The sequence below is a fragment of the Natronospira elongata genome (assembly GCF_034931365.1).
GTDB classification, from domain to species: Bacteria; Pseudomonadota; Gammaproteobacteria; order Natronospirales; family Natronospiraceae; genus Natronospira; species Natronospira elongata.
Map to the genome: position 1 here is coordinate 1 of NZ_JAYGII010000007.1, position 22,669 is coordinate 22,669.

The window sequence follows — 22,669 nt, forward strand, 5'->3', positions numbered from 1 at the left end:
CTAACACAGAGAATCCGCAGAGGGCTACAGATGTTTTGGCAGACACGAAAAAGCCGGGCACTGGGCCCGGCTTTTTCGCGTTGGCTTGAGCCTGCCGATTACTCGGTGGCTTCCACCTCATCATCCTGGGGTTCGGCGCGGCCCACGAGCTGGACAATGGCCATGGGCGCATTGTCACCGTCGCGGAAACCGCACTTGAGGATGCGGGTATAACCACCGGCCCGTTCCTTGTACTCGGGGCCGATATCATTGAACAGCTTGGTCACCAGCTCACGATCACGCAGCTTGTCGAAGGCGCGGCGACGGCTGGCGACGCTGTCGTTCTTGGCGAGAGTGATCAGCGGCTCCACCACCCGGCGCAATTCCTTGGCCTTGGGCACAGTGGTCCGAATCTGTTCATGACGCAGCAGGGACGCCGCCATGTTACGGAACATGGCCTTGCGGTGGCTGCTGTTACGATTGAGTTTTCTTCCTGCCTTGCGATGACGCATGACTGCTTTCCTGACCTGTTACTGTAATGAGGCCGCGATCACGCGGAGGCCTGTTTCTTTTCCTGGAGACTGGCCGGGGGCCAACCTTCCAGCTTCATGCCGAGGGACAAACCGTGCTGAGCCAGCACGTCCTTGATCTCGGTCAGCGATTTCTTGCCCAGATTGGGCGTCTTCAGCAGCTCTACCTCGGTGCGCTGAACGAGATCACCGATGTAGTGAATGCTTTCGGCCTTGAGGCAGTTGGCGGAACGAACCGTCAGTTCCAGCTCATCAACCGGCCGCAAAAGCACCGGATCAATCTGGCTGTCTTCCTCGGCAGCCGAATCCACACTGTCTTCCAGGTCCACAAACACGGACAGCTGGTCGCTCAGGATAGTGGCCGCCCGACGGATCGCCTCTTCGGGATCAATACCGCCGTTGGTTTCCAGATCGATGATCAGTTTGTCCAGGTCGGTGCGCTGATCCACACGGGCCGCTTCGACGCTGTAACTGACCCGGCGAACAGGACTGTAAGTGGCGTCCACGAGCAGGCGCCCAACCGGGCGACTATCGTCCTCGGCTTCAGCACGCTGGGTGGCCGGCTCGTAGCCCCGGCCCCGACGCGCCTTGATCTTCATGTTCAGCTCACCACTGGCATTGACATGGGCAATGACCAGGTCCGGATTCATGATTTCCAGCTCGTGATCCGTCTGCAGATCACCGGCAGTCACAACACCCTCACCCTTCTGGCTGATGGTGAGTGTCGCTTCTTCGCGGGAATGCATGCGCATTGCGACCTGCTTGAGGTTCAGAAGAATCTCCAGCACATCTTCTTGCACACCTTCCACGGAGCTGTACTCATGAACCACACCGTCGATCTCCGCCTCGGTCACGGCGGCACCCGGCATGGAGGACAGCAGCACACGACGCAGGGCATTACCCAGCGTATGGCCAAAACCCCGCTCCAGGGGTTCGAGCACCACACGAGCCCGTGTGGCACTGATTTCTTTCACGTCGATATGACGTGGCTTCAGGAATTCACCCAAGGATGACATCTTGTCAGACCCCGCAATTACTTGGAGTAAAGCTCGACCACCAGGTTCTCATTGATATCCGGCAGGATATCGCTGCGATCGGGCGCGGATTTGAAGATGCCGGTCATCTTCTTTTCGTCCACTTCGACCCACTGCGGCAGACCGGCTTCCTTGGCCGCTTCCAGGGCGGCCTGAATGCGCAGCTGCTTGCGGGCCTTCTCGCGGACGCTGATTTCGTCGTCAGCTTTGACCTGATAGGACGGCACGTTCACGATTCCGCCATTCACCTGGATGCCCTTGTGGGACACCAGCTGACGCGCTTCAGCGCGGGTGGAAGCAAAGCCCATGCGATAGACAACATTGTCCAGGCGGGTTTCCAGAATAGTGAGCAGGTTCTCACCGGTGGAACCCTTGCGACGGGCGGCTTCCTTGTAGTACTTGCGGAACTGGCGCTCGAGGACGCCGTACATCCGGCGCAGCTTCTGCTTTTCACGCAGCTGCACACCGAAGTCGGACAGGCGTCCACGACGGTTGCCGTGCTGCCCCGGAACGGAGTCGATCTTGCACTTGGACTCCAGGGGACGCACGCCACTCTTCAGGAAAAGGTCAGTGCCTTCCCGGCGCGCCAGCTTACAGGTTGGTCCGATATATCTCGCCATTTGCTCTAACTCTCCGAGGCTGCTTTCTCCGGGCTATCACCCGGCCGCCAATTACTGGTATTCCGCGCGGGTTAGACCCGGCGCTTCTTGGGCGGACGACACCCATTATGGGGAATGGGGGTCACATCCGTGATATTGGTGATCCGGAAACCGGCGTTATTCAGGGAGCGCACGGCGGATTCACGACCCGGGCCTGGGCCCTTGACCCGAACTTCCAGATTCTTGACACCATAGTCCTGAGCGGCTTCGCCGGCACGATCCGCCGCCACCTGGGCAGCAAAAGGCGTGCTCTTACGGGAGCCGCGGAAACCGGAACCACCAGCGGTGGCCCAGGACAGGGCGTTACCCTGGCGGTCCGTGATCATCACGATGGTGTTGTTGAAGGACGCCTGAATATGGGCGATACCGTCAACAACGGTCTTTTTGACCTTCTTTCTGGTACGGGTGCCGGCTTTGGCCATCTCGTTCTACCCTATGTTTGCTCTTTACGATCAGCGAGTGATGGGACGGCGCTTACCCTTACGGGTACGCGCATTGGTCTGGGTCTGCTGCCCGCGCACGGGGAGGCCCCGGCGATGGCGGATGCCACGGTTGCAGCCCAGGTCCATCAAACGCTTGATGTTCATTGCCGTTTCGCGGCGGAGATCGCCTTCAACGACGAATTTGCCAACCAGACCACGGATAGTGTCGATCTCACCCTCGGTGAGATCCCGCACCTTGGTGTCGGGCTTGACCTTCGCCGCTTCGCAGATCTGCTGCGAACGGGTACGCCCAATCCCATAGATGCTGGTGAGTGCAATCACCACATGCTTGTGGGTCGGGATGTTGATACCTGCTATACGGGCCATTCAGCTTAACTCCTGACTCGCCTCGCGCACGGAAACGCGACAATATACCTCAGATCGCCTCGGCGATCAATTATTCGGCCTGCCTCAGCCCTGGCGCTGCTTATGGCGCGGGTCGGTGGTGCAAATCACCCGGACGGTACCGTTCCGGCGGATGATTTTGCAGTTTCGGCAGATCTTCTTGACAGAAGCTCGTACTTTCATTTCTTCAGTCTCCTGCGCTGCCGGAATCCCGGCGGACAACACGCGTTACTTTCGATCAGCGGGGCCGCCCGGCCCGGCCGTAACCCTTCAAATTGGCCTTCTTGAGCAGGCCGTCGTACTGGTGCGACATCATGTGCGCCTGCAATTGGGACATGAAGTCCATGGACACGATCACGATGATCAGCAGGGACGTACCGCCGAAATAGAAGGGCACGTTCCAGTTCATGATCAGGAACTCCGGCAGCAGACAGACGGCAGTGATGTACATCGCACCCCAGAATGTCAGTCGCGAGAGAACCGAATCCACATAATCCGCAGTCTGGCGGCCTGGGCGAATCCCCGGAATGAAGGCGCCGGAACGCTTCAGGTTGTCCGCCGTATCCCGGCTGTTAAATACCAACGCGGTGTAGAAAAAGCAGAAAAAGATGATCATGCCGGCATAAAACAGCGTATAAACCGGCTCGCCAGGCTGAAGCGACTGCACCAACTGCTGCACCCAGCCCGGACCCTGATCCTGGGTCCAGCCAATCAGGGTGGACGGGAACAGGATGATTGACGAGGCGAAAATCGGCGGAATCACCCCGGCCATGTTCAACTTCAGCGGCAGATGACTGGTCTGACCGCCATACATGCGCCGGCCCTGCTGTCGCTTGGCATAGTTCACCGTAATCCGACGCTGACCACGCTCGATGAAGACCACGAAAGCCGTCACACCGAGGGCGAGGAAGAACAGGATGATGGCGAACATGGTTGCCAGCTCACCGGTTCTTACCAATTCCAGTGTGCCACCCAGTGCGGACGGCAGGCCTGCGACAATCCCTGCGAAGATGATCAGCGAGATCCCGTTGCCGATACCGCGCTCGGTGGTCTGCTCACCCAGCCACATCAGGAAGATCGTCCCGGTCACCAGAGTCACCGCACAGACAAAGGTGAACTGGGCCGCGGGGATGATCGATACACCCTGGTTGGCCAGGGCAATCGACGCACCGATGGACTGGAAAGTCGCCAGTACGACCGTGCCGTAGCGCGTGTACTGGGTGATTTTCCTGCGACCGGACTCGCCTTCCTTCTTCAGCTCATTGAGCTTGGGAATCACCGCGGTCATCAGCTGCATGATAATGGCAGCGGAGATGTACGGCATGATGCCGAGGGCGAAGAGGCTGAAGCGCTCAAGCGCCCCCCCGGAAAACATATTGAACATTTCCAGGATGGTGCCGCGCTGGGCTTCAAACAGCCGGGACATCTCAACAGGATCGATACCGGGAACGGGGATATGTGCCCCAATCCGGAAAACCACCATCATACCCAGCACAAACAGCAGACGCTGCTTGATCTCGGTCGCGCGACCGATGCTGCCGAGATTACCTGGAACCGCGCCGCCGCCAGCCGCCATGACTTACTCCTCGATCTTTCCGCCGGCTTCTTCGATGGCCTTACGGGCCCCCTTGGTGGCCTTCAGGCCCTTGACGTTGAGCTTCTTCCCGCCCAGGTCGCCGCTTGCAATGATCTTCACGCGTTCGATGCGCGAATGAATCAAGCCGGCATCCCGCAGGGCCTTCAGGTCGATAGTCTCAGCGTCCAGGCGCGCCAGATCGTCCAGCCGCACTTCGTCAGTCACTTGAGCCAGCCGGGAGCGGAAGCCGGTCTTGGGCAGACGCCGCTGCAAGGGCATCTGACCACCCTCGAAACCGGGCTTCACGCCACCACCGGAGCGGGCCAATTGGCCCTTGTGACCCTTGCCACTGGTCTTGCCCAGACCAGAGCCGGCGCCACGGCCGAGGCGTTTGCCTTCTGGCCGGCTGCCGCTGACAGGTTTCAGTTCGTTGAGTCGCATAATCAGGCTTCCTCTACCTGGAGCAGATAAGCTACGCGGTTAATCATCCCGCGATTCTCAGGCGTATCCGCTACCGTCACCGTGTGATGCATGCGGCGCAGACCCAGTCCGCGCACGCAGGCCTGGTGGTTCTTCAGCCGGCCGTGGATGCTACGCACCAGCGTAACCTTCAGTGTGTTGTTGCCCTTATCAGCCATCGGTCTCAACCCGTGATTTCTTCGACGGACTTGCCACGCTTGGCTGCCACCCGCTCGGGGGACTCGGCCTGCGTGAGCGCGTTCATGGTTGCCCGCACCACGTTAATGGGATTGCGGGAACCGTAACTCTTGGCCAGCACGTTCTTGACGCCCGCCACTTCACATACGGCACGCATGGCGCCACCGGCAATCACGCCGGTACCGTCGGAGGCCGGCTGCATGAGCACCCGAGTCGCGCCGTGGTTGGCACGCAGGGGATATTGCAGGGTGCCTTCCTTCAGGTGCACCTTCTTCATATCCTTGCGGGCTTTTTCCATGGCCTTCTGAATGGCCAGGGGCACTTCCCGGGCCTTGCCATATCCGAAGCCCACTTTGCCGTTGCCGTCGCCGACCACCGCCAAGGCGGTGAAGCCGAACTTCCGGCCGCCCTTCACAACCTTGGCGACGCGGTTGATGGCAACCAGTTTTTCCTGAAGATCGTCCGTCTGGTTTTGTGCGGGTGCTGCCATGATAGATACCTGTTCAGAAATTCAATCCGCTCTCGCGAGCCGCATCGGCAAGCGCCTTGACCCGACCGTGATACCGGAAACCGGAGCGGTCGAAAGCCACTTCACTGATCCCGGCGGCCTTCGCCTTTTCGGCAATGGCCTTGCCTACCGCGGTGGCGGCTTCCACATTCCCGGTCGATTTCAGGGACTTGCGGAGGTCCGCTTCCACCGTGGAGGCGGATGCCAGCACTTTGTCTCCCTCGGGAGCAATCAGCTGGGCATAAATATGCCGGGGCGTCCGATGGACAGTCAGGCGATGAGCCTTGTGTCCCCGGATATTGGCGCGTGCCTTGCGGGCACGACGAATGCGAGCCGTCTTCTTATCCATTGCTCACCTACCGTTATTTCTTCTTGGCCTCTTTACGGACCACGCGTTCATCCGAGTAACGGACGCCCTTGCCTTTATAAGGCTCCGGCGGGCGGAAGGCGCGGATCTCCGCAGCTACCTGGCCAACCCGTTGCTTGTCCACACCCTTCACAACCACTTCGGTGTTGGAGGGTGTTTCAATGGTAATGCCTTCCGGTACCGGGTAATCCACCGGGTGAGACAGACCAAGGGTCAGACTCAGGGTCTTGCCCTTGGACTGGGCACGATAGCCCACGCCCACCAGCTCGAGCTTCCGCTCAAAGCCTTTGGAGACTCCAGTCACCAGATTATTCAGCAGCGCACGCGTCGTTCCTGCCATGGCCACCTGGCGACGGTCGCCCTCGGTTCGCACGAAAACCTTCAGACTCTTGTCTTCCTGGGCAACATTCACATCCGGATGGAGTGACATACCCAGCTCGCCTTTCGGCCCCTTGAATCCAATGTGGTTACCGTCAAGCTTGACTTCCACACCATCCGGCAGGGCTACCGGAGCATTTGCAATCCTGGACATCGCTAAAACCCTGCGTCAGTTACGAGACGAAACAGATGACTTCGCCGCCGTCGCCAGCTTCCCGGGCCGTGCGGTCACTGACCACACCCTTGGAAGTGGAGACAATGGCTACGCCGAGGCCGCCATCGACCTGGGGCAACTCATCGCGGCCGCGAAAGACACGCAGACCCGGCCGAGACACCCGTTCTAGACGGGCAATCACCGGCTCACCTTCGAAATACCGAAGGGAGACCTCCATGGTCTTCTTGTTGCCCGCTTCTTCATGAATCTTGTAATCGGCGATATAGCCTTCGTCCTTCAGCACGTCGGCAATGGCCGACTTCAGCTTGGACGATGGCATGTTGACATTCGCCTTTCCGGCACGCTGGGCGTTCCGGATGCGAGTCAGCATATCGGCGATGGGATCGGTCATACTCATTGCTTGTTCCTCGCTCCAGGCGCCTTACCAGCTGGACTTGACGAGCCCCGGGATATCACCACGCATGGCGGCCTCCCGCAGCTTGTTACGGCCGAGACCGAATTTACGGTAGTAGCCATTTGGACGCCCGGTAACGCGGCAACGATTACGGATGCGCACGGGGCTGCCATTCCGCGGCAGACTGGCCAGTTTCTCGACCGCCTTTTCGCGATCTTCGTCACTGGTGCTGGGGTCCTTAATGACACGCTTCAGTTCCGCACGCTTGGCGTTGTACTTCGCCACCATGCGAGCCCGCTTGCGCTCACGCTCTACCATCGATTTCTTGGCCATAGTTCAGCCTCTGCCTCAGTTCTTAAACGGGAAGTTGAAAGCCGACAGCAGTGCCTTGCCCTGCTCGTCGTTCTTCGCCGTCGTGGTGATTGTGATATCCATGCCACGAACAGCGTCGACCTTGTCGTACTCAACTTCCGGAAAAATAATCTGTTCCCGGACGCCAAGGCTGTAATTGCCCCGACCATCGAACGCCTTCGCGTTCAAGCCACGGAAATCACGGATACGCGGAATCGCGACATTGATCAGGCGATCCAGGAATTCGTACATCCGCTCCCGGCGCAGGGTTACCTTGGCGCCAATGGGCCAGCCGTCACGAATCTTGAAACCCGCCACGGATTTGCGTGACTTGGTGATCAATGCCTTCTGGCCGGTGATCTTCGCGAGATCATCCACGGCGTATTCCAGCACCTTGCGATCACCCACAGCTTCGCCAAGACCCATATTGATCGTGATCTTGGTGATCCGGGGCACTTCCATGGGGTTGTCCAGGCCGAGATCCTTCTGGATCTGCCCCCGAAGCTTCTCGTTGTAAATTTCTTTCAGTCTTGCTGACATCGGGATCACCTTAAACGTCGACCACTTCTTGCGTGGACTTGAAGATCCGCACCTTGCGCCCGTCTTCCAGGGTCTTGAAGCCGATGCGATCACCTTTCTTGGTCACCGGGTTGTACACCATGACATTGGAGATATGGATGGGCATCTCCTTGTCGATGATGCCGCCACCCTGGCCTCGATTGGGATCGGGCTTCTGGTGCTTCTTAGCGACATTCACGCCTTCGACGAGCAGACGCTCATCATCCACCAGGCGGATAACGGTACCCTGACGGCCCTTATCCTTGCCCGCGATGATGATCACGTCGTCGCCTTTTCTGATCCGGTTCATCTTCAATCTCTCCGTTCGCTTACAGCACCTCGGGGGCGAGCGAGACAATACGCATGAACTTGTCAGTGCGCAGCTCGCGGGTCACCGGCCCAAAAATACGGGTGCCGATGGGCTCTAGCCGGGGGTTCAGCAACACCGCAGCGTTACTGTCGAAACGGATCAGGGATCCGTCCGGACGACGAACGCCCTTACGGGTACGCACCACCACGGCGTCGTAAACTTCGCCCTTCTTCACGCGGCCGCGGGGAATTGCTTCCTTGACGCTGACCTTGATCACGTCGCCGATCCGCGCGTAACGGCGCTTGGACCCGCCAAGGACCTTGATGCAGCGCAGGCTTCGCGCCCCGCTGTTGTCCGCGGCATCCAGCAATGTCTGCATCTGGATCATCGTTCTTTCCTCTACTCAGTCGGCCCGGTGGCCGGACCGGCCGGCCAAGCCCTCAATACCTCGGTTCAATCCGAGGCGCGTTCCAAGATCTCGTGCAGCTTCCAGCTCTTGCGCTTGGAAAGCGGCCGACACTCGGCGATGGATACCACGTCGCCTTCACGGCACGTGTTCTCTTCGTCGTGCGCCAGCAGCCGGGTACTGCGACGGATGTACTTGCCGTACAGCGGATGGGCCACGCGACGCTCGATATAGACCGTAATAGTCTTGTCCGCCTTGGCGCTGACCACACGGCCCTGCACAGTACGCGCGGTCTTGTCAGTGTTCTCAGCCATTACTGTTCACCCGCCTTCTGTTCATTAAGCACAGTCTTGATCCGCGCGATGTTCCGGCGGACCTTGCCGACCTGGTCCGGTCGGCTGAGCTGCCCAGTGGCCTGCTGCATGCGCAGGTTGAACTGCTCTCGGCGCAGTTCCAGCAGCTCCTTCTGGAGCTCGTCAGCATTCTTATTTCGCAGATCTGACACGTTCATTTACATCACCTGCCGGGTCACAAAGGTGGTCTGCACAGGCAGCTTGGCAGCGGCAAGGCGGAATGCCTCCCGCGCCAGCTCCTCGCTGACACCTTCCATTTCATACAGGACGCGGCCGGGCTGGATCTGAGCCACCCAGTATTCCACGTTACCTTTACCCTTACCCATACGAACCTCGAGAGGCTTCGCGGTAATGGGCTTGTCCGGAAAAATCCGAATCCAGATCTTACCGCCACGCTTTACGTGCCGGGTGATGGCTCGCCGGGCGGCCTCAATCTGACGCGCGGTGATCCGACCTCGGGTGGTGGCCTTGAGACCGAACTCCCCGAAGTCCACCGTGTTCCCCGCCTGGGCAACACCACGGTTGCGGCCTTTATGTTGCTTCCTGAATTTTGTCCGCTTGGGCTGCAGCATGACAGCGTCTCCTACTTCCGAGCTTTCTCATCGGCCTCAGTCTGGCCGATGGTGCTGGGATCCAGGATTTCGCCCTTGAAGATCCAGACCTTGACACCAATGATGCCGTAGGTGGTCATGGCTTCGGCGAAACCGTAGTCGATATCGGCGCGCATGGTATGAAGGGGCACGCGACCCTCCCGATACCACTCGCTTCGGGCAATCTCGGCACCGTTCAGGCGGCCGGCCACGCGGACCTTGATCCCTTCGGCGCCAAGACGCATGGCGTTGCCCACTGCTCGCTTCATGGCGCGGCGGAACATGATCCGACGCTCCAGCTGCTGAGCAATACTCTCGGCCACCAGGTTGGCATCCAGCTCCGGCTTGCGGATCTCCGCGATGCTCACCTTCACGTCCATGCCGAGCATTTCGGAGAGTTCCTTGCGCAGGGACTCGATATCCTCGCCCTTCTTGCCAATCACAATCCCTGGACGGGCAGTATGAATGGTGATGCGCGCACTCTTGGCCGGACGCTCGATCTGGATGCGACTGACAGAAGCATGAGACAGCTTCTTCTTGATGTAGTCGCGCAGCTTCAGATCGTCCAGTAGGGTATCGGCAAACTCACCGCCCTCGGCATACCACTTTGCCGTCCAGTCCGTGGCGACGCCAAGGCGAAAGCCGGTTGGATGAACTTTATGACCCATTTCAAATCACCTTCAGTCGTCAGCCACGGAAATCGTGATGTGGCTGGTCCGCTTGAGAATCTGGTCCGCACGGCCCTTGGCCCTGGGACGGAAGCGCTTCATCATCGGACCTTCGTCCACGAAGATACGCTCGACCTTGAGCTCGTCCACGTCCGCGCCTTCATTGTTCTCGGCATTGGCAATCGCCGATTCCAGAAGCTTGCGTACGATATGCGAAGCCTTCTTGGGGCTGAACTCCAGAATCTGGAGGGCCTGGGCGACGGGCTTACCCCGCACCTGGTCCGCAACCAGCCGACACTTTTGTGGCGAGATTCTGGCGAACCGGAGTTTTGCATTTACCTGCATGGCTCGCTACCTCTTTACTTCGACTTCTTGTTAGCCGCGTGACCCTTGTAAGTACGGGTCAGGGCAAATTCGCCAAGCTTGTGACCGACCATATTCTCGGAGACCAGCACGGGCATGTGTTGCCGCCCGTTATGGACTGCGATGGTCAGGCCCACCATATCCGGCGTCACCATGGACCGACGGGACCAGGTCTTGATCGGTCGGCGATCGTTGTTGGCCGCAGCGTCACGCACCTTCTTGGCGAGGTGCGGATCGATAAACGGACCCTTACTAATTGACCGTGGCACGTTGCTACCCTCTCGATTCCGTTACTTCTTAACTCGACGGCGACGCACAATCATGTTGTCAGTGCGCTTATTGTGCCGCGTCTTGTATCCCTTGGTGGGCTGACCCCACGGAGATACCGGATGGCGACCGCCGGACGTCCGGCCTTCACCACCACCATGGGGGTGATCCACCGGGTTCATGGCCACACCACGGGTCTTGGGGCGGAAACCGCGCCAGCGCTTGGCGCCGGCCTTGCCCAATTGCCGGAGGCTGTGTTCGCTATTGCCCACCTCGCCGATAGTGGCGCGGCACTCAATATGGACCTTACGCATTTCACCTGAGCGCAGGCGAATGGTGGCATAGGCACCTTCCCGGGCGAGCAGCTGACAGGCAGCGCCCGCGGAACGGCCCAGCTGGGCACCCTTGCCAGGGCGGAGCTCGATGCAATGCACCGTGCTACCCACCGGAATGTTACGCAGCGGCAAGGCGTTACCGGTCTTGATTGGGGCCCGATCACCGGACACCACCTGATCGCCGGCCTTCAGGCCGCGCGGAGCGATGATGTAGCGACGCTCGCCATCCGCATACAGAACCAGGGCCAGATGGGCGCTGCGGTTCGGGTCATACTCCAGCCGCTCAACCCGGCCGACAATGTCGTCCTTGTTGCGACGGAAGTCCACCACCCGGTAGCGACGCTTATGACCGCCACCACGATGACGCATGGTGGTTCGGCCGGCGCTGTTGCGACCACCGGTGCTGTGCTTCTTCTCAACCAGTGGGCCGTAGGGCTCGCCGCGGTGCAATTGATCATTGCTCACCTGGACGACGAAACGACGGCCGGGAGAAGTCGGTTTTGCTTTCTTCAGTGCCATGACTTCAGATCCCTATCCGATACGGGAACGACCGTTCAGTCGCCACCCATGAAATCAATATCCTGCCCGGGCTTGAGGGAGACGTAGGCCTTTTTCCAGTCCTGACGCTTCCCGTAAGTGAGACCAAAGCGCTTGATCTTGCCCTTTTGGCGAATCATGCGAACCTTGTCCACTTCCACATCGAACAGTTTCTCAACGGCCCGCCGAACCTCGGTCTTGTTGGCGTCCCGACGGACCTTGAACACGACCTGGTTGTGGGCATCGGCGACGTTTGTGCTCTTCTCGGACACATGAGGCCCGAGCAAGACAGTCATAAGACGCTCTTCATTCATGACAGCCACTCCTCGATCTGACGAAGGGCCGGCACGGTAACCAGCACCTTGTCGAAGCCCACCAGGGACACGGGGTCGATGGCGGCGGTATCACGCACATCCACCGCGGGCAGATTGCGAGCGGCCAGATAGAGCGCCTCGGTCACGTCCTCGGTCACGATCAGGACGTTCTCCAGGTCCAACTCCTTCAGCCGCCCGACGAGCGCACGGGTCTTGGGCTCGTCGATCTGAAAATCTTCCATCACAACCAGGCGGCCCTGGCGAACCAGCTCGGAGAGAATGGACCGGATGGCCGCCCGGTACATTTTCTTGTTGACCTTCTGGGTGTAATCCTGGGGCCGCGCGGCGAAAATCTTGCCACCCCCACGCCAGATGGGGCTGCGAATGGAGCCAGCGCGGGCACGGCCAGTGCCCTTCTGCCGCCACGGCTTGCGGCCACCACCACGCACTTCGGCGCGGGTCTTCTGTCCACGAGTGCCAGCGCGGGCAGCGGCGAGATGGGCCACTACCACCTGGTGCACCAGACTCTCATTGAAATCCCGGCCGAAGGTTTCTTCGGAAACCGTCAGCTTGTCCTGGCCGGAGGCTTTTTGTACTTGCAGTTCCATGTGACCTCCTTAGCTGGCCGACTTGATGGCGGGACGGATAAGCACGTCGGAACCCTTGGGACCGGGCACCGCACCCTTGACCAGCAACAGGTTGCGCTCGGCATCCACACGAACCACTTCCAGGTTCTGGGTGGTGCGGCGCACATTCCCCATATGGCCGGACATTTTCTTGCCCTTGAACACGCGGCCGGGGGTCTGGTTCTGACCGATGGAGCCGGGCACTCGATGGGACAGGGAGTTACCGTGGGTCTGGCGCTGACCGCGGAAGTTGTGCCGCTTGATCGTGCCGGCATAACCCTTACCGATGGAGGTGCCACTCACATCCACGGCCTGACCGGCCTCAAAGAGGTCAACGCCGATCTCACCACCGACTTCCAGCTCTTCGCCCTCGCCGTCTTCGAGGCGGAATTCCCAGACACCGCGACCTGCTTCCACACCGGCCTTGGCAAAATGACCGGCCTGGGCCTTGGTCACGCGATTTGGACGGCGGCTGCCGGCGGTCACTTGCAGACCGCGATAGCCGTCCGACTCAAGGGACTTGAGCTGCGTAATACGGTTCGGCTCGACCTCGATCACCGTGACGGGCTTGGAGGCACCGTCTTCGGTGAAAACACGGGTCATGCCGCGTTTCCGCCCTACTACACCAATAGCCATCTTTCCTATCCTCGTTCACCACGCCGATTTCGATTGACCGGCGCTGCTCGAAACCTGGCCTGAAACAGGCCCCGGGGGCGTTTCAGGCTCCCGGAAACGCAGACCCGGCACAGGCTTGCCCCTGCACCGGGCCAAAAGAGCCCGCTATCTTACCACCAAGCGGGCCCAGAGTAAAAGCCCTGATTTTGCCGATGAGCGGCTAAATCAGTTGAGCTGGATCTGCACGTCCACGCCTGCGGCCAGGTCCAGGCGCATCAGGGCGTCCACGGTCTTGTCCGTGGGGTCCACGATGTCCATCAGCCGCTTGTGAGTCCGGATCTCATACTGGTCCCGCGCGTCCTTGTTGACGTGGGGGGAGATCAGGATGGTGTGCTTTTCCTTGCGAGTCGGCAGCGGGATGGGCCCCTTGACCTGGGCACCGGTGCGCTTCGCCGTCTCGACAATCTCCTGAGCGGAACGGTCGATCAAACGATGATCGAAGCCCTTCAGCCGGATTCGGATATTCTGATTCGCCATGTTCTCTAATCCCTTCGGGATGTCAGATCCGGGGCCGGCAGGGCCGGCCCCGATTCCGGACTTACTCGATAATCTTGGACACCACGCCGGCGCCCACGGTGCGACCGCCTTCGCGAATGGCGAAGCGCAGGCCGTCTTCCATGGCGATCGGCGCAATCAGCGACACCGTCATCTTCACGTTGTCACCAGGCATCACCATCTCGGTGCCTTCCGGCAGCTCACACGCACCCGTCACGTCCGTGGTACGGAAGTAGAACTGCGGGCGATAGCCGTTGAAGAAGGGGGTATGACGACCACCCTCTTCCTTGCTCAGCACATAAACCTCACACTCAAACTTGGTGTGCGGGGTGATGGAACCGGGGGCGGCCAGAACCTGACCACGCTCCACGTCATCACGCTTGGTACCACGCAGCAGAACGCCAACGTTGTCACCCGCCTGCCCCTGATCCAGCAGCTTGCGGAACATTTCCACGCCGGTCACCGTGGTCTTGGTGGTCTCGCGAATACCCACGATCTCCACTTCGTCGCCCACGTTCACAACACCACGTTCAACACGACCGGTCACAACCGTACCGCGACCGGAGATGGAGAACACGTCTTCAACCGGCATCAGGAAGGTACCGTCAACGGCACGCTCCGGCTCCGGAATGAACTCGTCCAGGGCTTCCAGCAGCTTGTTGATCGCCGGCACACCGATGTCGGAGCTGTCGCCTTCCAGCGCCTTGAGCGCGGAACCGGTGACAATCGGGGTATCGTCGCCAGGGAAGTCGTACTCGCTCAGAAGCTCGCGAACTTCCATCTCAACCAGCTCCAGAAGCTCGGCGTCATCAACCATGTCCGCCTTGTTCAGGAACACCAGAATCGCCGGCACGCCAACCTGGCGGCTCAGCAGAATGTGCTCACGGGTCTGGGGCATGGGACCGTCGGCCGCGCTCACCACCAGGATCGCACCGTCCATCTGCGCCGCACCCGTGATCATGTTCTTCACGTAGTCAGCGTGACCCGGGCAGTCAACGTGGGCGTAGTGACGATTGGCGGACTCGTACTCAACGTGAGCAGTCGCAATGGTGATGCCACGCTCACGCTCTTCCGGGGCGTTGTCAATATCGCCGTAATCACGGAACTCGCCACCGCTGGCCTCGCCCGCAACCTTCGTCAGCGCAGCCGTCAGCGTCGTCTTGCCGTGGTCAACGTGACCAATCGTTCCTACGTTCACGTGCGGCTTTGTTCTTTCAAACTTTTCCTTGGACACGATTACACCTCAACTCTGAATGGTTTTTAACAAAAACGGATCAGGAAGCCTTCTTGACCAGCTCGTCGGCGATACTGGAAGGCGCTTCCGCGTAATGGGAGAACTCCATGGTGTAGCTGGCGCGACCCTGGGTCGCAGAACGCAGGTCAGTGGCGTAGCCGAACATTTCAGCCAGGGGACACTCAGCGCGCAGCAACTTGCCCGCGGGCACATCTTCCATGGCCTTGACCGTGCCACGACGGCGGCTCATATCACCCATCACGTCACCCATGTAATCCTCGGGCGTAACGACTTCCACTTTCATCATGGGCTCGAGCAGGACAGGCTCCGCTTTGCGCGCACCTTCCTTGAAACCCATGGAGCCGGCAATCTTGAAGGCCATCTCATTGGAGTCCACATCGTGATAGGACCCGTCATAGAGGGTGACCTTGACATCGACCACCGGGTAACCGGCGATGACCCCATTTTCCATCTGCTCCTGGATACCTTTATCCACGGAGGGGATGTATTCCTTGGGAACCACACCGCCAACGATCTGGTTGACGAATTCGTAACCGGCGCCCGGCTCCTGAGGCTCGATCCGTAGGTGCACGTGACCGTACTGACCACGACCACCGGACTGGCGCACGAACTTGCCTTCCTGCTCGACGGTCTGCTTGATGGTTTCGCGGTAGGCCACCTGGGGGTTACCCACATTGGCCTCGACCTTGAACTCGCGCAGCAGACGGTCGACGATAATGTCGAGGTGCAGCTCACCCATGCCCGAGATGATGGTCTGCCCGGACTCTTCGTCGGTGCGAACCTGGAAGGAAGGATCCTCCTGGGCCAGCTTGCCCAGCGCGGTCCCCATCTTCTCCTGGTCGGCCTTGGACTTGGGCTCCACGGCCACGGCGATCACCGGATCCGGGAACTCCATGCGCTCCAGGGTAATGACATCGTCCTTGGAGCAAAGGGTGTCACCGGTGGTGACCTCCTTGAGGCCCACGGCGGCGGCGATGTCGCCAGCACGCACTTCCTTGATCTCCTCCCGGTTATTGGAGTGCATCTGCAACAGACGGCCGATGCGCTCGCGCTTGCTCTTGACTGGGTTGTAGACCTGGTCACCTGAGCTCAGCACGCCGGAATAGACGCGGAAGAAGGTCAGGTTACCCACGAAGGGATCGGTGGCAATCTTGAACGCCAGCGCGGAGAAGGGCTCATCGTCCTTCGACAGGCGCTTGGCCGGGGTGTCCTTGCCATCATCGAGGACGCCCTCAACAGGCGGCACGTCAACCGGCGACGGCATGAACTCGATCACCGCATCCAGCAGCGCCTGAACACCCTTATTCTTGAAGGCGGTACCACAGAGCGCAGGAATGATCTCATTATTGATCGTACGCGTACGCAGGCCGGCGCGGATTTCTTCCTCGCTGAGATCGCCCTCTTCCAGATACTTCTCCATCAGCTCTTCGGAAGACTCGGCAGCGGCTTCGACCATCTGCTCCCGATACTCGTCGGCCTGGGCCTTCAGATTATCGGGGACATCCTCCAGCTTGTAGGTGGTGCCCATGTTGTCGGCGTCCCAATAGATCGCCTTCATGCGGATGAGATCGATAACGCCTTCGAACTCGTCTTCCGCACCAATGGGCAGCTGAATCGGCACCGGGAAGGCACCAAGACGGGACTTGATCTGACCCACCACCCGCAGGAAGTCGGCGCCAGCACGGTCCATCTTGTTGACGAAGGCCATGCGGGGCACTTCGTACTTGTTCGCCTGCCGCCACACGGTCTCGGACTGGGGTTCCACACCGCCAACGGCGCAGAACACGGCCACGGCACCATCCAGCACACGCAGGGAGCGCTCCACCTCAATGGTGAAATCCACGTGACCGGGGGTATCAATGATGTTCACCCGGTGCTGATCGTATTGCTGGTCCATCCCCTGCCAGAAGGTGGTGGTAGCAGCAGAGGTGATGGTAATACCACGCTCCTGCTCCTGCTCCATCCAGTCCATCACTGCAGCACCTTCGTGAACTTCCCCGATTTTGTGGGAAATGCCGGTGTAGAACAGGATGCGCTCAGTAGTGGTGGTCTTACCGGCATCGATATGCGCCATGATGCCGATATTCCGATAGCGCTCAATTGGAGTCTTGCGTGGCACGGGTAGAACCTCTGCGTTTCAAATAATGAATTTACCAGCGGAAATGGGAGAAGGCCTTGTTGGCCTCAGCCATGCGGTGCACGTCTTCCCGCTTGCGAACCGCAGACCCGCGGTTCTCGGCGGCTTCCATCAGCTCACCGGCCAGGCGCTCGGCCATGGACTTCTCGCTCCGGGCACGGGATGCATCAATGGTCCAGCGCATGGCCAAGGCCATTTGACGAACCGGACGCACTTCCACCGGCACCTGGTAGGTGGCACCGCCAACACGGCGGGACTTCACCTCAACCATGGGACGGACGTTTTCCAGCGCCGTCTCCAGCATCTCCAGGGGATCTCCGGACTTCTTCTCCTGGACACGGTCCAGGGCGCCATAGACCACCCGTTCGGCGACGGACTTCTTGCCGTCCACCATGACCATGTTGACGAACTTGGCCAGCAGTTCACTGCTGAACTTGGGGTCCGGCAGAACGTGGCGCTTCGGTACTTCTCTTCTTCTCGGCATGACTCGTTACCCGATTCTGAATTTAGGTGCGGGATCAGGACTTCGGCTTCTTGGCGCCGTACTTGGAACGGCCCTGGCGGCGATCATTGACGCCGGCACAGTCCAGCGCGCCGCGAACAGTGTGATAGCGCACACCCGGCAAGTCCTTCACACGACCGCCGCGAATAAGGACCACGGAGTGCTCCTGCAGGTTGTGGCCTTCACCACCAATGTAACTACTGACCTCGTAACCGTTGGTCAGCTTTACACGAGCCACCTTCCGCAGCGCCGAGTTCGGCTTCTTCGGCGTGGTGGTATAAACACGGGTGCACACGCCACGCTTCTGGGGAGAAGCCTGCAGCGCCGGCACGTCGCTCTTCTCGACCGGCCGCTTGCGCGGCTTGCGAACGAGCTGATTGATGGTCGTCATACTTTCTCTCTCTCTGATGAAGCGGAAGCCGCACACAGGCAGCTCCTGGCATCTTTTCCGTTGAACCCCGGGCGCGTGACCCGGGTTTTAACAACCGGACAGGCGAAACGGGCCCGTGTCGACGGGCCCGTCCCCTTGGAGTCAAAGACCCCCGCCATTGTGGCGGGGGTCATGGAATCCCGAGTTAAGAGCGGGGAGTTTAAGGAGGTGGAAGCCGCCTGTCAAGCGTCCCCCTGCTCTCCGGACTCTCCTTCGCCACTCTCGGCCTGCTCGCTGCCGCCCATGGCCTCGGCCAGCTCCGCCACCATGGCGTCCTCGGCCTCGTGGCGCTGACGGCGCCGGTCCTTGTGGTACGCCAGACCCGAACCCGCCGGGATCAGGCGACCCACGATGACGTTCTCCTTGAGTCCGCGGAGATCGTCGCGAGCACCGCGCACGGCGGCCTCGGTCAGAACCCGGGTGGTCTCCTGGAAGGAGGCCGCGGAAATGAAGGATTCCGTGGCCAGGGAGGCCTTGGTAATCCCCAGCAGGACCCGCTCGAACTTGGCCGGGACCTTGCCTTCCTTCTCGAGCTCCTCGTTGACCTCCAGAACGCGTGCCTCTTCGGCCTGCTCGCCCTTGAGGTAGCGACTGTCGCCGGACTCGGTGATCTCGACCTTGCGCAGCATCTGGCGAACGATCACCTCGATGTGCTTGTCGTTGATCTTCACACCCTGGAGGCGATAGACGTCCTGGATTTCCTGAACCAGATAATTGGTCAGCTCCTTGGTACCCAGCAGGCGCAGGATGTCGTGGGGGTTGGACTCACCGTCCGAGACCACCTCGCCCCGAACCACGTGCTCACCCTCGAAGACATTGATCTGGCGCCATTTCGGAATCAGCACCTCATGGCTTTCCCCGTCCTCATCGGTAATCACCAGACGGTTCTTGCCCTTGGTTTCCTTACCGAAGGACACCGTGCCGGTGTATTCGGCGAGGATGGCGGCTTCCTTGGGCCGGCGGGCCTCAAAGAGGTCGGCCACACGGGGCAGACCACCGGTAATGTCACGGGTCTTGCCGGACTCCTGCGGAATACGGGCGAGAATGTCACCCACATCCACCTCGGCACCGTCCTCCACGCTGACAATGGCCCCACCGGGCAGGGCATAAGCCGTGGGAATCTCGGTACCGGGGATATGAATATCCTTGCCCTTCTCGTCCACCAGGCGAATCATCGGACGCAGATCCTTGGCCTGCTGACTGCGCTGCTTGGGATCCATCACCACCGTGCTGGTCAGGCCGGTGATTTCATCGGTCTCCCGATTCACGGTCATGCCCTCGATGAAGTCCTTGAAGACCAGCTTACCCTTCACCTCGGTGACGATGGGATGGGTATGGGGATCCCATTCGGCGACGATCTGGCCGGATTTGACCTCGGCACCGTCTTCAACCTTCAGGGCGGCGCCGTAAGGCAGCTTATAGCGCTCCCGCTCACGGCCGTAATCATCCTGCACCGCGATCTCACCGGACCGGGAAATGGCCACCAGGTGACCATCCCGGTGCTTGACCGTCTTCATGTTCTCCAGGCGAACCTTGCCGTCGCCCTTGACCTCCACATTACTCACGGCCACCGCACGGGAGGCGGCGCCACCGATGTGGAAGGTCCGCATGGTGAGCTGGGTGCCCGGCTCACCAATGGACTGGGCAGCGATCACGCCCACGGCCTCGCCCTCATTGACCTCGTGGCCACGGGCCAGGTCACGGCCATAGCACTTGGCACAGACACCGTAGCGGGTCTCGCAGGAAATGGGCGAGCGCACCAGCACCGTATCGACACCCAGGCTCTCCAGGAGCTCGACTTTCTTCTCGTCGAGCATCTCGTTCCGGTCGAAGAGCACCTCGTCCGTACCGGGCTTGTAGACCGGCTCGGCCAGATTACGGCCCAGGACCCGCTCCTTGAGGGATTCCACCACATCGCCACCTTCGACGATGGGGCGCATCTCCAGACCGTCCTCGGTGCCGCAGTCGGTATCAATCACCACCAGATCCTGGGAGACATCCACCAGGCGACGGGTGAGGTAACCGGAGTTGGCGGTCTTCAGCGCCGTATCGGCCAGGCCCTTACGGGCACCGTGCGTGGAGATGAAGTACTGCAGCACGTTCAGACCTTCACGGAAGTTCGCCGTGATGGGGGTCTCGATGATGCTGCCGTCCGGCTTGGCCATCAGGCCACGCATGCCGGCCAGCTGACGGATCTGGGCAGCGGAACCACGGGCGCCGGAGTCGGCCATCATGTAGATGGAGTTAAAGGACTCCTGCTTGACGGTGTTGCCCTCGGCATCAGTGACGTCGTCCTTGCCGAGCTGGTCCATCATCACCTTGGCGACCTGCTCGTTGGTGCGGGACCAGATATCCACGACCTTGTTGTAGCGCTCACCCTGGGTGACCAGACCGGAGGCATACTGGTCCTCGATCTCCTTCACCTCGGCCTCGGCCCGGGCCAGAATCTCTTCCTTCTCGGGCGGCACCACCATGTCGTCGGCACCAATGGAGACGCCGGCGCGGGTGGCGTAGCTGAAACCGATGTACATCACCTGGTCAGCGAAGACCACGGTTTCCTTGAGGCCAACCTCGCGATAACAGGCGTTGATGACCGCACCGATGGACTTCTTGTCCAGCGGCTTGTTGAGCAGCTCAAAGGGCAGGCCTTCGGGCAGGATCTCGGACAGGAGCGCCCGACCCACGGTGGTCTCCAACAGACGCAGACGCTTGGACAGACTGCCGTCCTCGGCACGCTCATAGTCGGGCACACGGACCTTGACCTTGGCCTGCAGATCCACCTGACCGCTGTGATAGGCGCGGTGCACCTCGGCCACATCGGTGAAGACCATGCCTTCGCCGCGGGCGTTAACGCGCTCCCGGGTCATGTAATACAAACCCAGCACCACGTCCTGGGACGGGTTGATGATGGGCTCGCCGGAGGCCGGTGACAGAATGTTGTTGGAGGCCATCATCAGGGCACGGGCTTCGAGCTGGGCTTCCAGGGACAGCGGCACGTGCACGGCCATCTGGTCACCATCGAAGTCAGCGTTGTAGGCCGTACAGACCAGCGGGTGGAGCTGGATGGCCTTGCCTTCAATCAGCACCGGCTCGAAAGCCTGGATACCCAGGCGGTGAAGGGTGGGCGCCCGGTTCAGCATGACCGGATGCTCACGGATCACTTCTTCCAGGATATCCCAGACCTCGGGGCCTTCCTTTTCCACCATCTTCTTGGCCGCCTTGATAGTGGTGGCCATGCCCCGAAGCTGGAGCTTGGAGAAGATGAAGGGCTTGAACAGCTCCAAGGCCATTTTCTTCGGAATACCGCACTGGTGCAGCTTCAGGGTCGGGCCCACCACGATCACGGAACGACCGGAGTAGTCCACCCGCTTACCCAGCAGGTTCTGGCGGAAGCGGCCCTGCTTGCCCTTGATCATGTCGGCCAGGGATTTCAGCGGGCGCTTGTTGGAGCCGGTGATGGCCCGGCCACGACGGCCGTTATCCAACAGGGCGTCCACGGACTCCTGCAGCATACGCTTCTCGTTGCGCACGATGATGTCAGGGGCGTTGAGCTCCAGCAGGCGCTTGAGGCGGTTGTTTCGGTTGATGACCCGGCGATAGAGATCGTTCAGATCCGAGGTGGCGAACCGACCACCGTCCAGGGGCACCAGAGGACGCAGGTCCGGCGGCAGCACCGGCAGCACTTCCATCACCATCCACTCCGGCTTGTTACCGGATTCGTGGAAGGATTCCATGATCTTCAGACGCTTGGAGAGGCGCTTGATCTTGGACTCGGAGTTGGTGCTCTCAATGTCCTCGCGCAAGGAGCGGATTTCCGCTTCCAGGTCGATGGACTTGAGCATCTCGGCCACGGCCTCGGCACCCATGCGGGCGTCAAAGTCATCACCATGCTCTTCAATGGCTTCCAGATAGGCCTCGTCGGACAGCAGCTGACCCCGCTCCAGCGGCGTCATGCCGGGGTCAATGACCACAAAGGCCTCAAAGTAGAGAACCCGCTCGATCTCACGCAGCGTCATGTCCAGCATCAGGCCGATGCGGGAGGGCAGCGACTTGAGGAACCAGATGTGCGCCACCGGGCTGGCCAGCTCGATATGGCCCATGCGCTCACGGCGGACCTTGGACTGGGTCACTTCCACGCCGCATTTTTCACAGACCACACCACGATGCTTGAGGCGCTTGTATTTGCCGCAGAGGCATTCGTAGTCTTTCACCGGCCCAAAGATCTTGGCGCAGAACAGGCCATCCCGCTCCGGCTTGAAGGTCCGATAGTTGATGGTTTCCGGCTTCTTGACTTCGCCGAAGGACCAGGACCGGATCATATCGGGGGACGCCAAGGCGATACGAATGGCGTCGAAATCCTCGACCTGTCCCTGTTGCTTAAGCAGTCTCAGTAGATCTTTCATGCTGTCTCCC

Annotated in this window: 33 protein-coding genes; all 33 read right to left on the reverse strand. The window is 60.2% G+C overall.

Annotation, left to right across the window (positions count from 1 at the left end):
• Positions 1 to 98: 98 nt before the first annotated feature.
• On the reverse strand, positions 99 to 491 hold the full coding sequence (gene rplQ / locus VCB98_RS04940) for a 50S ribosomal protein L17 (protein WP_346050798.1): 393 nt from the start codon (positions 489 to 491) through the stop codon (positions 99 to 101).
• Positions 492 to 529: 38 nt separating this feature from the next.
• The gene (locus VCB98_RS04945; protein ID WP_346050799.1) at positions 530 to 1,525 is read right to left on the reverse strand and encodes a DNA-directed RNA polymerase subunit alpha; all 996 of its coding nucleotides are present in this window, start codon (positions 1,523 to 1,525) and stop codon (positions 530 to 532) included.
• Between the two features lie 17 nt (positions 1,526 to 1,542).
• The gene (gene rpsD / locus VCB98_RS04950) at positions 1,543 to 2,163 is read right to left on the reverse strand and encodes a 30S ribosomal protein S4 (RefSeq protein WP_346050800.1); all 621 of its coding nucleotides are present in this window, start codon (positions 2,161 to 2,163) and stop codon (positions 1,543 to 1,545) included.
• Between the two features lie 71 nt (positions 2,164 to 2,234).
• Complete coding sequence (gene rpsK, locus VCB98_RS04955) at positions 2,235 to 2,624, reverse strand: 30S ribosomal protein S11 (RefSeq protein ID WP_346050801.1); 390 nt, start codon at positions 2,622 to 2,624, stop codon at positions 2,235 to 2,237.
• A gap of 30 nt (positions 2,625 to 2,654) precedes the next feature.
• Positions 2,655 to 3,011, reverse strand: coding sequence for a 30S ribosomal protein S13 (rpsM, locus tag VCB98_RS04960; RefSeq protein WP_346050802.1), 357 nt, complete (start codon positions 3,009 to 3,011; stop codon positions 2,655 to 2,657).
• A gap of 84 nt (positions 3,012 to 3,095) precedes the next feature.
• Positions 3,096 to 3,212 (reverse strand): 50S ribosomal protein L36, encoded by a 117-nt coding sequence (gene rpmJ / locus VCB98_RS04965; protein ID WP_306729018.1) that lies wholly within the window; start codon positions 3,210 to 3,212, stop codon positions 3,096 to 3,098.
• Between the two features lie 55 nt (positions 3,213 to 3,267).
• Positions 3,268 to 4,605 (reverse strand): preprotein translocase subunit SecY, encoded by a 1,338-nt coding sequence (gene secY, locus VCB98_RS04970; protein WP_346050803.1) that lies wholly within the window; start codon positions 4,603 to 4,605, stop codon positions 3,268 to 3,270.
• A 3-nt stretch (positions 4,606 to 4,608) separates the two neighbouring features.
• Complete coding sequence (gene rplO / locus VCB98_RS04975; protein ID WP_346050804.1) at positions 4,609 to 5,046, reverse strand: 50S ribosomal protein L15; 438 nt, start codon at positions 5,044 to 5,046, stop codon at positions 4,609 to 4,611.
• A 2-nt stretch (positions 5,047 to 5,048) separates the two neighbouring features.
• Positions 5,049 to 5,243, reverse strand: coding sequence for a 50S ribosomal protein L30 (gene rpmD / locus VCB98_RS04980; RefSeq protein WP_346050805.1), 195 nt, complete (start codon positions 5,241 to 5,243; stop codon positions 5,049 to 5,051).
• Between the two features lie 5 nt (positions 5,244 to 5,248).
• Positions 5,249 to 5,752, reverse strand: coding sequence for a 30S ribosomal protein S5 (gene rpsE / locus VCB98_RS04985; RefSeq protein ID WP_346050806.1), 504 nt, complete (start codon positions 5,750 to 5,752; stop codon positions 5,249 to 5,251).
• A 13-nt stretch (positions 5,753 to 5,765) separates the two neighbouring features.
• Entirely contained in the window at positions 5,766 to 6,119 is a 354-nt protein-coding gene (gene rplR / locus VCB98_RS04990; RefSeq protein ID WP_346050807.1) for a 50S ribosomal protein L18, read from the reverse strand.
• Between the two features lie 13 nt (positions 6,120 to 6,132).
• On the reverse strand, positions 6,133 to 6,669 hold the full coding sequence (gene rplF / locus VCB98_RS04995; RefSeq protein WP_346050808.1) for a 50S ribosomal protein L6: 537 nt from the start codon (positions 6,667 to 6,669) through the stop codon (positions 6,133 to 6,135).
• Positions 6,670 to 6,688: 19 nt separating this feature from the next.
• Positions 6,689 to 7,087 (reverse strand): 30S ribosomal protein S8, encoded by a 399-nt coding sequence (gene rpsH / locus VCB98_RS05000; protein ID WP_346050809.1) that lies wholly within the window; start codon positions 7,085 to 7,087, stop codon positions 6,689 to 6,691.
• A 24-nt stretch (positions 7,088 to 7,111) separates the two neighbouring features.
• Positions 7,112 to 7,417 carry a 30S ribosomal protein S14 gene (rpsN, locus tag VCB98_RS05005; protein WP_346050810.1) on the reverse strand — a complete coding sequence of 102 codons (306 nt, stop codon included), beginning with the start codon at positions 7,415 to 7,417 and terminating at the stop codon, positions 7,112 to 7,114.
• A gap of 15 nt (positions 7,418 to 7,432) precedes the next feature.
• On the reverse strand, positions 7,433 to 7,975 hold the full coding sequence (rplE, locus tag VCB98_RS05010; protein WP_346050811.1) for a 50S ribosomal protein L5: 543 nt from the start codon (positions 7,973 to 7,975) through the stop codon (positions 7,433 to 7,435).
• Between the two features lie 10 nt (positions 7,976 to 7,985).
• The gene (gene rplX, locus VCB98_RS05015; RefSeq protein ID WP_346050812.1) at positions 7,986 to 8,303 is read right to left on the reverse strand and encodes a 50S ribosomal protein L24; all 318 of its coding nucleotides are present in this window, start codon (positions 8,301 to 8,303) and stop codon (positions 7,986 to 7,988) included.
• A 19-nt stretch (positions 8,304 to 8,322) separates the two neighbouring features.
• Positions 8,323 to 8,691, reverse strand: a complete 369-nt coding sequence (rplN, locus tag VCB98_RS05020) for a 50S ribosomal protein L14 (protein ID WP_346050813.1) — start codon at positions 8,689 to 8,691, stop codon at positions 8,323 to 8,325.
• 65 nt (positions 8,692 to 8,756) lie between these two features.
• Positions 8,757 to 9,023 carry a 30S ribosomal protein S17 gene (rpsQ, locus tag VCB98_RS05025; RefSeq protein ID WP_346050814.1) on the reverse strand — a complete coding sequence of 89 codons (267 nt, stop codon included), beginning with the start codon at positions 9,021 to 9,023 and terminating at the stop codon, positions 8,757 to 8,759.
• Positions 9,023 to 9,220 carry a 50S ribosomal protein L29 gene (rpmC, locus tag VCB98_RS05030; protein ID WP_346050815.1) on the reverse strand — a complete coding sequence of 66 codons (198 nt, stop codon included), beginning with the start codon at positions 9,218 to 9,220 and terminating at the stop codon, positions 9,023 to 9,025. The genes rpsQ and rpmC overlap by 1 nt, the downstream gene beginning before the upstream one ends.
• The gene (gene rplP / locus VCB98_RS05035) at positions 9,221 to 9,634 is read right to left on the reverse strand and encodes a 50S ribosomal protein L16 (RefSeq protein ID WP_346050816.1); all 414 of its coding nucleotides are present in this window, start codon (positions 9,632 to 9,634) and stop codon (positions 9,221 to 9,223) included. It abuts the gene before it with no gap.
• 11 nt (positions 9,635 to 9,645) lie between these two features.
• Entirely contained in the window at positions 9,646 to 10,320 is a 675-nt protein-coding gene (rpsC, locus tag VCB98_RS05040; RefSeq protein WP_346050817.1) for a 30S ribosomal protein S3, read from the reverse strand.
• A gap of 12 nt (positions 10,321 to 10,332) precedes the next feature.
• Positions 10,333 to 10,665, reverse strand: coding sequence for a 50S ribosomal protein L22 (rplV, locus tag VCB98_RS05045; RefSeq protein WP_346050818.1), 333 nt, complete (start codon positions 10,663 to 10,665; stop codon positions 10,333 to 10,335).
• A 14-nt stretch (positions 10,666 to 10,679) separates the two neighbouring features.
• Complete coding sequence (gene rpsS / locus VCB98_RS05050; protein WP_346050819.1) at positions 10,680 to 10,952, reverse strand: 30S ribosomal protein S19; 273 nt, start codon at positions 10,950 to 10,952, stop codon at positions 10,680 to 10,682.
• A gap of 21 nt (positions 10,953 to 10,973) precedes the next feature.
• Entirely contained in the window at positions 10,974 to 11,804 is an 831-nt protein-coding gene (rplB, locus tag VCB98_RS05055; protein WP_346050820.1) for a 50S ribosomal protein L2, read from the reverse strand.
• A 35-nt stretch (positions 11,805 to 11,839) separates the two neighbouring features.
• Positions 11,840 to 12,136: a 50S ribosomal protein L23 gene (gene rplW, locus VCB98_RS05060; protein ID WP_346050821.1), complete on the reverse strand. Its 297-nt coding sequence runs from the start codon at positions 12,134 to 12,136 to the stop codon at positions 11,840 to 11,842.
• Positions 12,133 to 12,744, reverse strand: coding sequence for a 50S ribosomal protein L4 (gene rplD, locus VCB98_RS05065; protein WP_346050822.1), 612 nt, complete (start codon positions 12,742 to 12,744; stop codon positions 12,133 to 12,135). Before rplD ends, rplW begins: the two co-directional genes overlap by 4 nt.
• Before the next feature lie 9 nt (positions 12,745 to 12,753).
• Positions 12,754 to 13,398 (reverse strand): 50S ribosomal protein L3, encoded by a 645-nt coding sequence (rplC, locus tag VCB98_RS05070; RefSeq protein WP_346050823.1) that lies wholly within the window; start codon positions 13,396 to 13,398, stop codon positions 12,754 to 12,756.
• A gap of 204 nt (positions 13,399 to 13,602) precedes the next feature.
• Positions 13,603 to 13,914: a 30S ribosomal protein S10 gene (rpsJ, locus tag VCB98_RS05075; RefSeq protein ID WP_346050824.1), complete on the reverse strand. Its 312-nt coding sequence runs from the start codon at positions 13,912 to 13,914 to the stop codon at positions 13,603 to 13,605.
• A 61-nt stretch (positions 13,915 to 13,975) separates the two neighbouring features.
• A complete protein-coding gene (gene tuf, locus VCB98_RS05080) occupies positions 13,976 to 15,166 on the reverse strand; it encodes an elongation factor Tu (RefSeq protein ID WP_346050825.1) in 1,191 nt (396 codons plus the stop codon).
• 40 nt (positions 15,167 to 15,206) lie between these two features.
• Positions 15,207 to 17,261 (reverse strand): elongation factor G, encoded by a 2,055-nt coding sequence (fusA, locus tag VCB98_RS05085; protein WP_445353991.1) that lies wholly within the window; start codon positions 17,259 to 17,261, stop codon positions 15,207 to 15,209.
• Between the two features lie 76 nt (positions 17,262 to 17,337).
• Positions 17,338 to 17,808 carry a 30S ribosomal protein S7 gene (rpsG, locus tag VCB98_RS05090; protein WP_346050827.1) on the reverse strand — a complete coding sequence of 157 codons (471 nt, stop codon included), beginning with the start codon at positions 17,806 to 17,808 and terminating at the stop codon, positions 17,338 to 17,340.
• A gap of 34 nt (positions 17,809 to 17,842) precedes the next feature.
• A complete protein-coding gene (rpsL, locus tag VCB98_RS05095; protein ID WP_346050828.1) occupies positions 17,843 to 18,217 on the reverse strand; it encodes a 30S ribosomal protein S12 in 375 nt (124 codons plus the stop codon).
• A 221-nt stretch (positions 18,218 to 18,438) separates the two neighbouring features.
• Positions 18,439 to 22,659: a DNA-directed RNA polymerase subunit beta' gene (gene rpoC, locus VCB98_RS05100; RefSeq protein WP_346050829.1), complete on the reverse strand. Its 4,221-nt coding sequence runs from the start codon at positions 22,657 to 22,659 to the stop codon at positions 18,439 to 18,441.
• Positions 22,660 to 22,669: the final 10 nt, after the last annotated feature.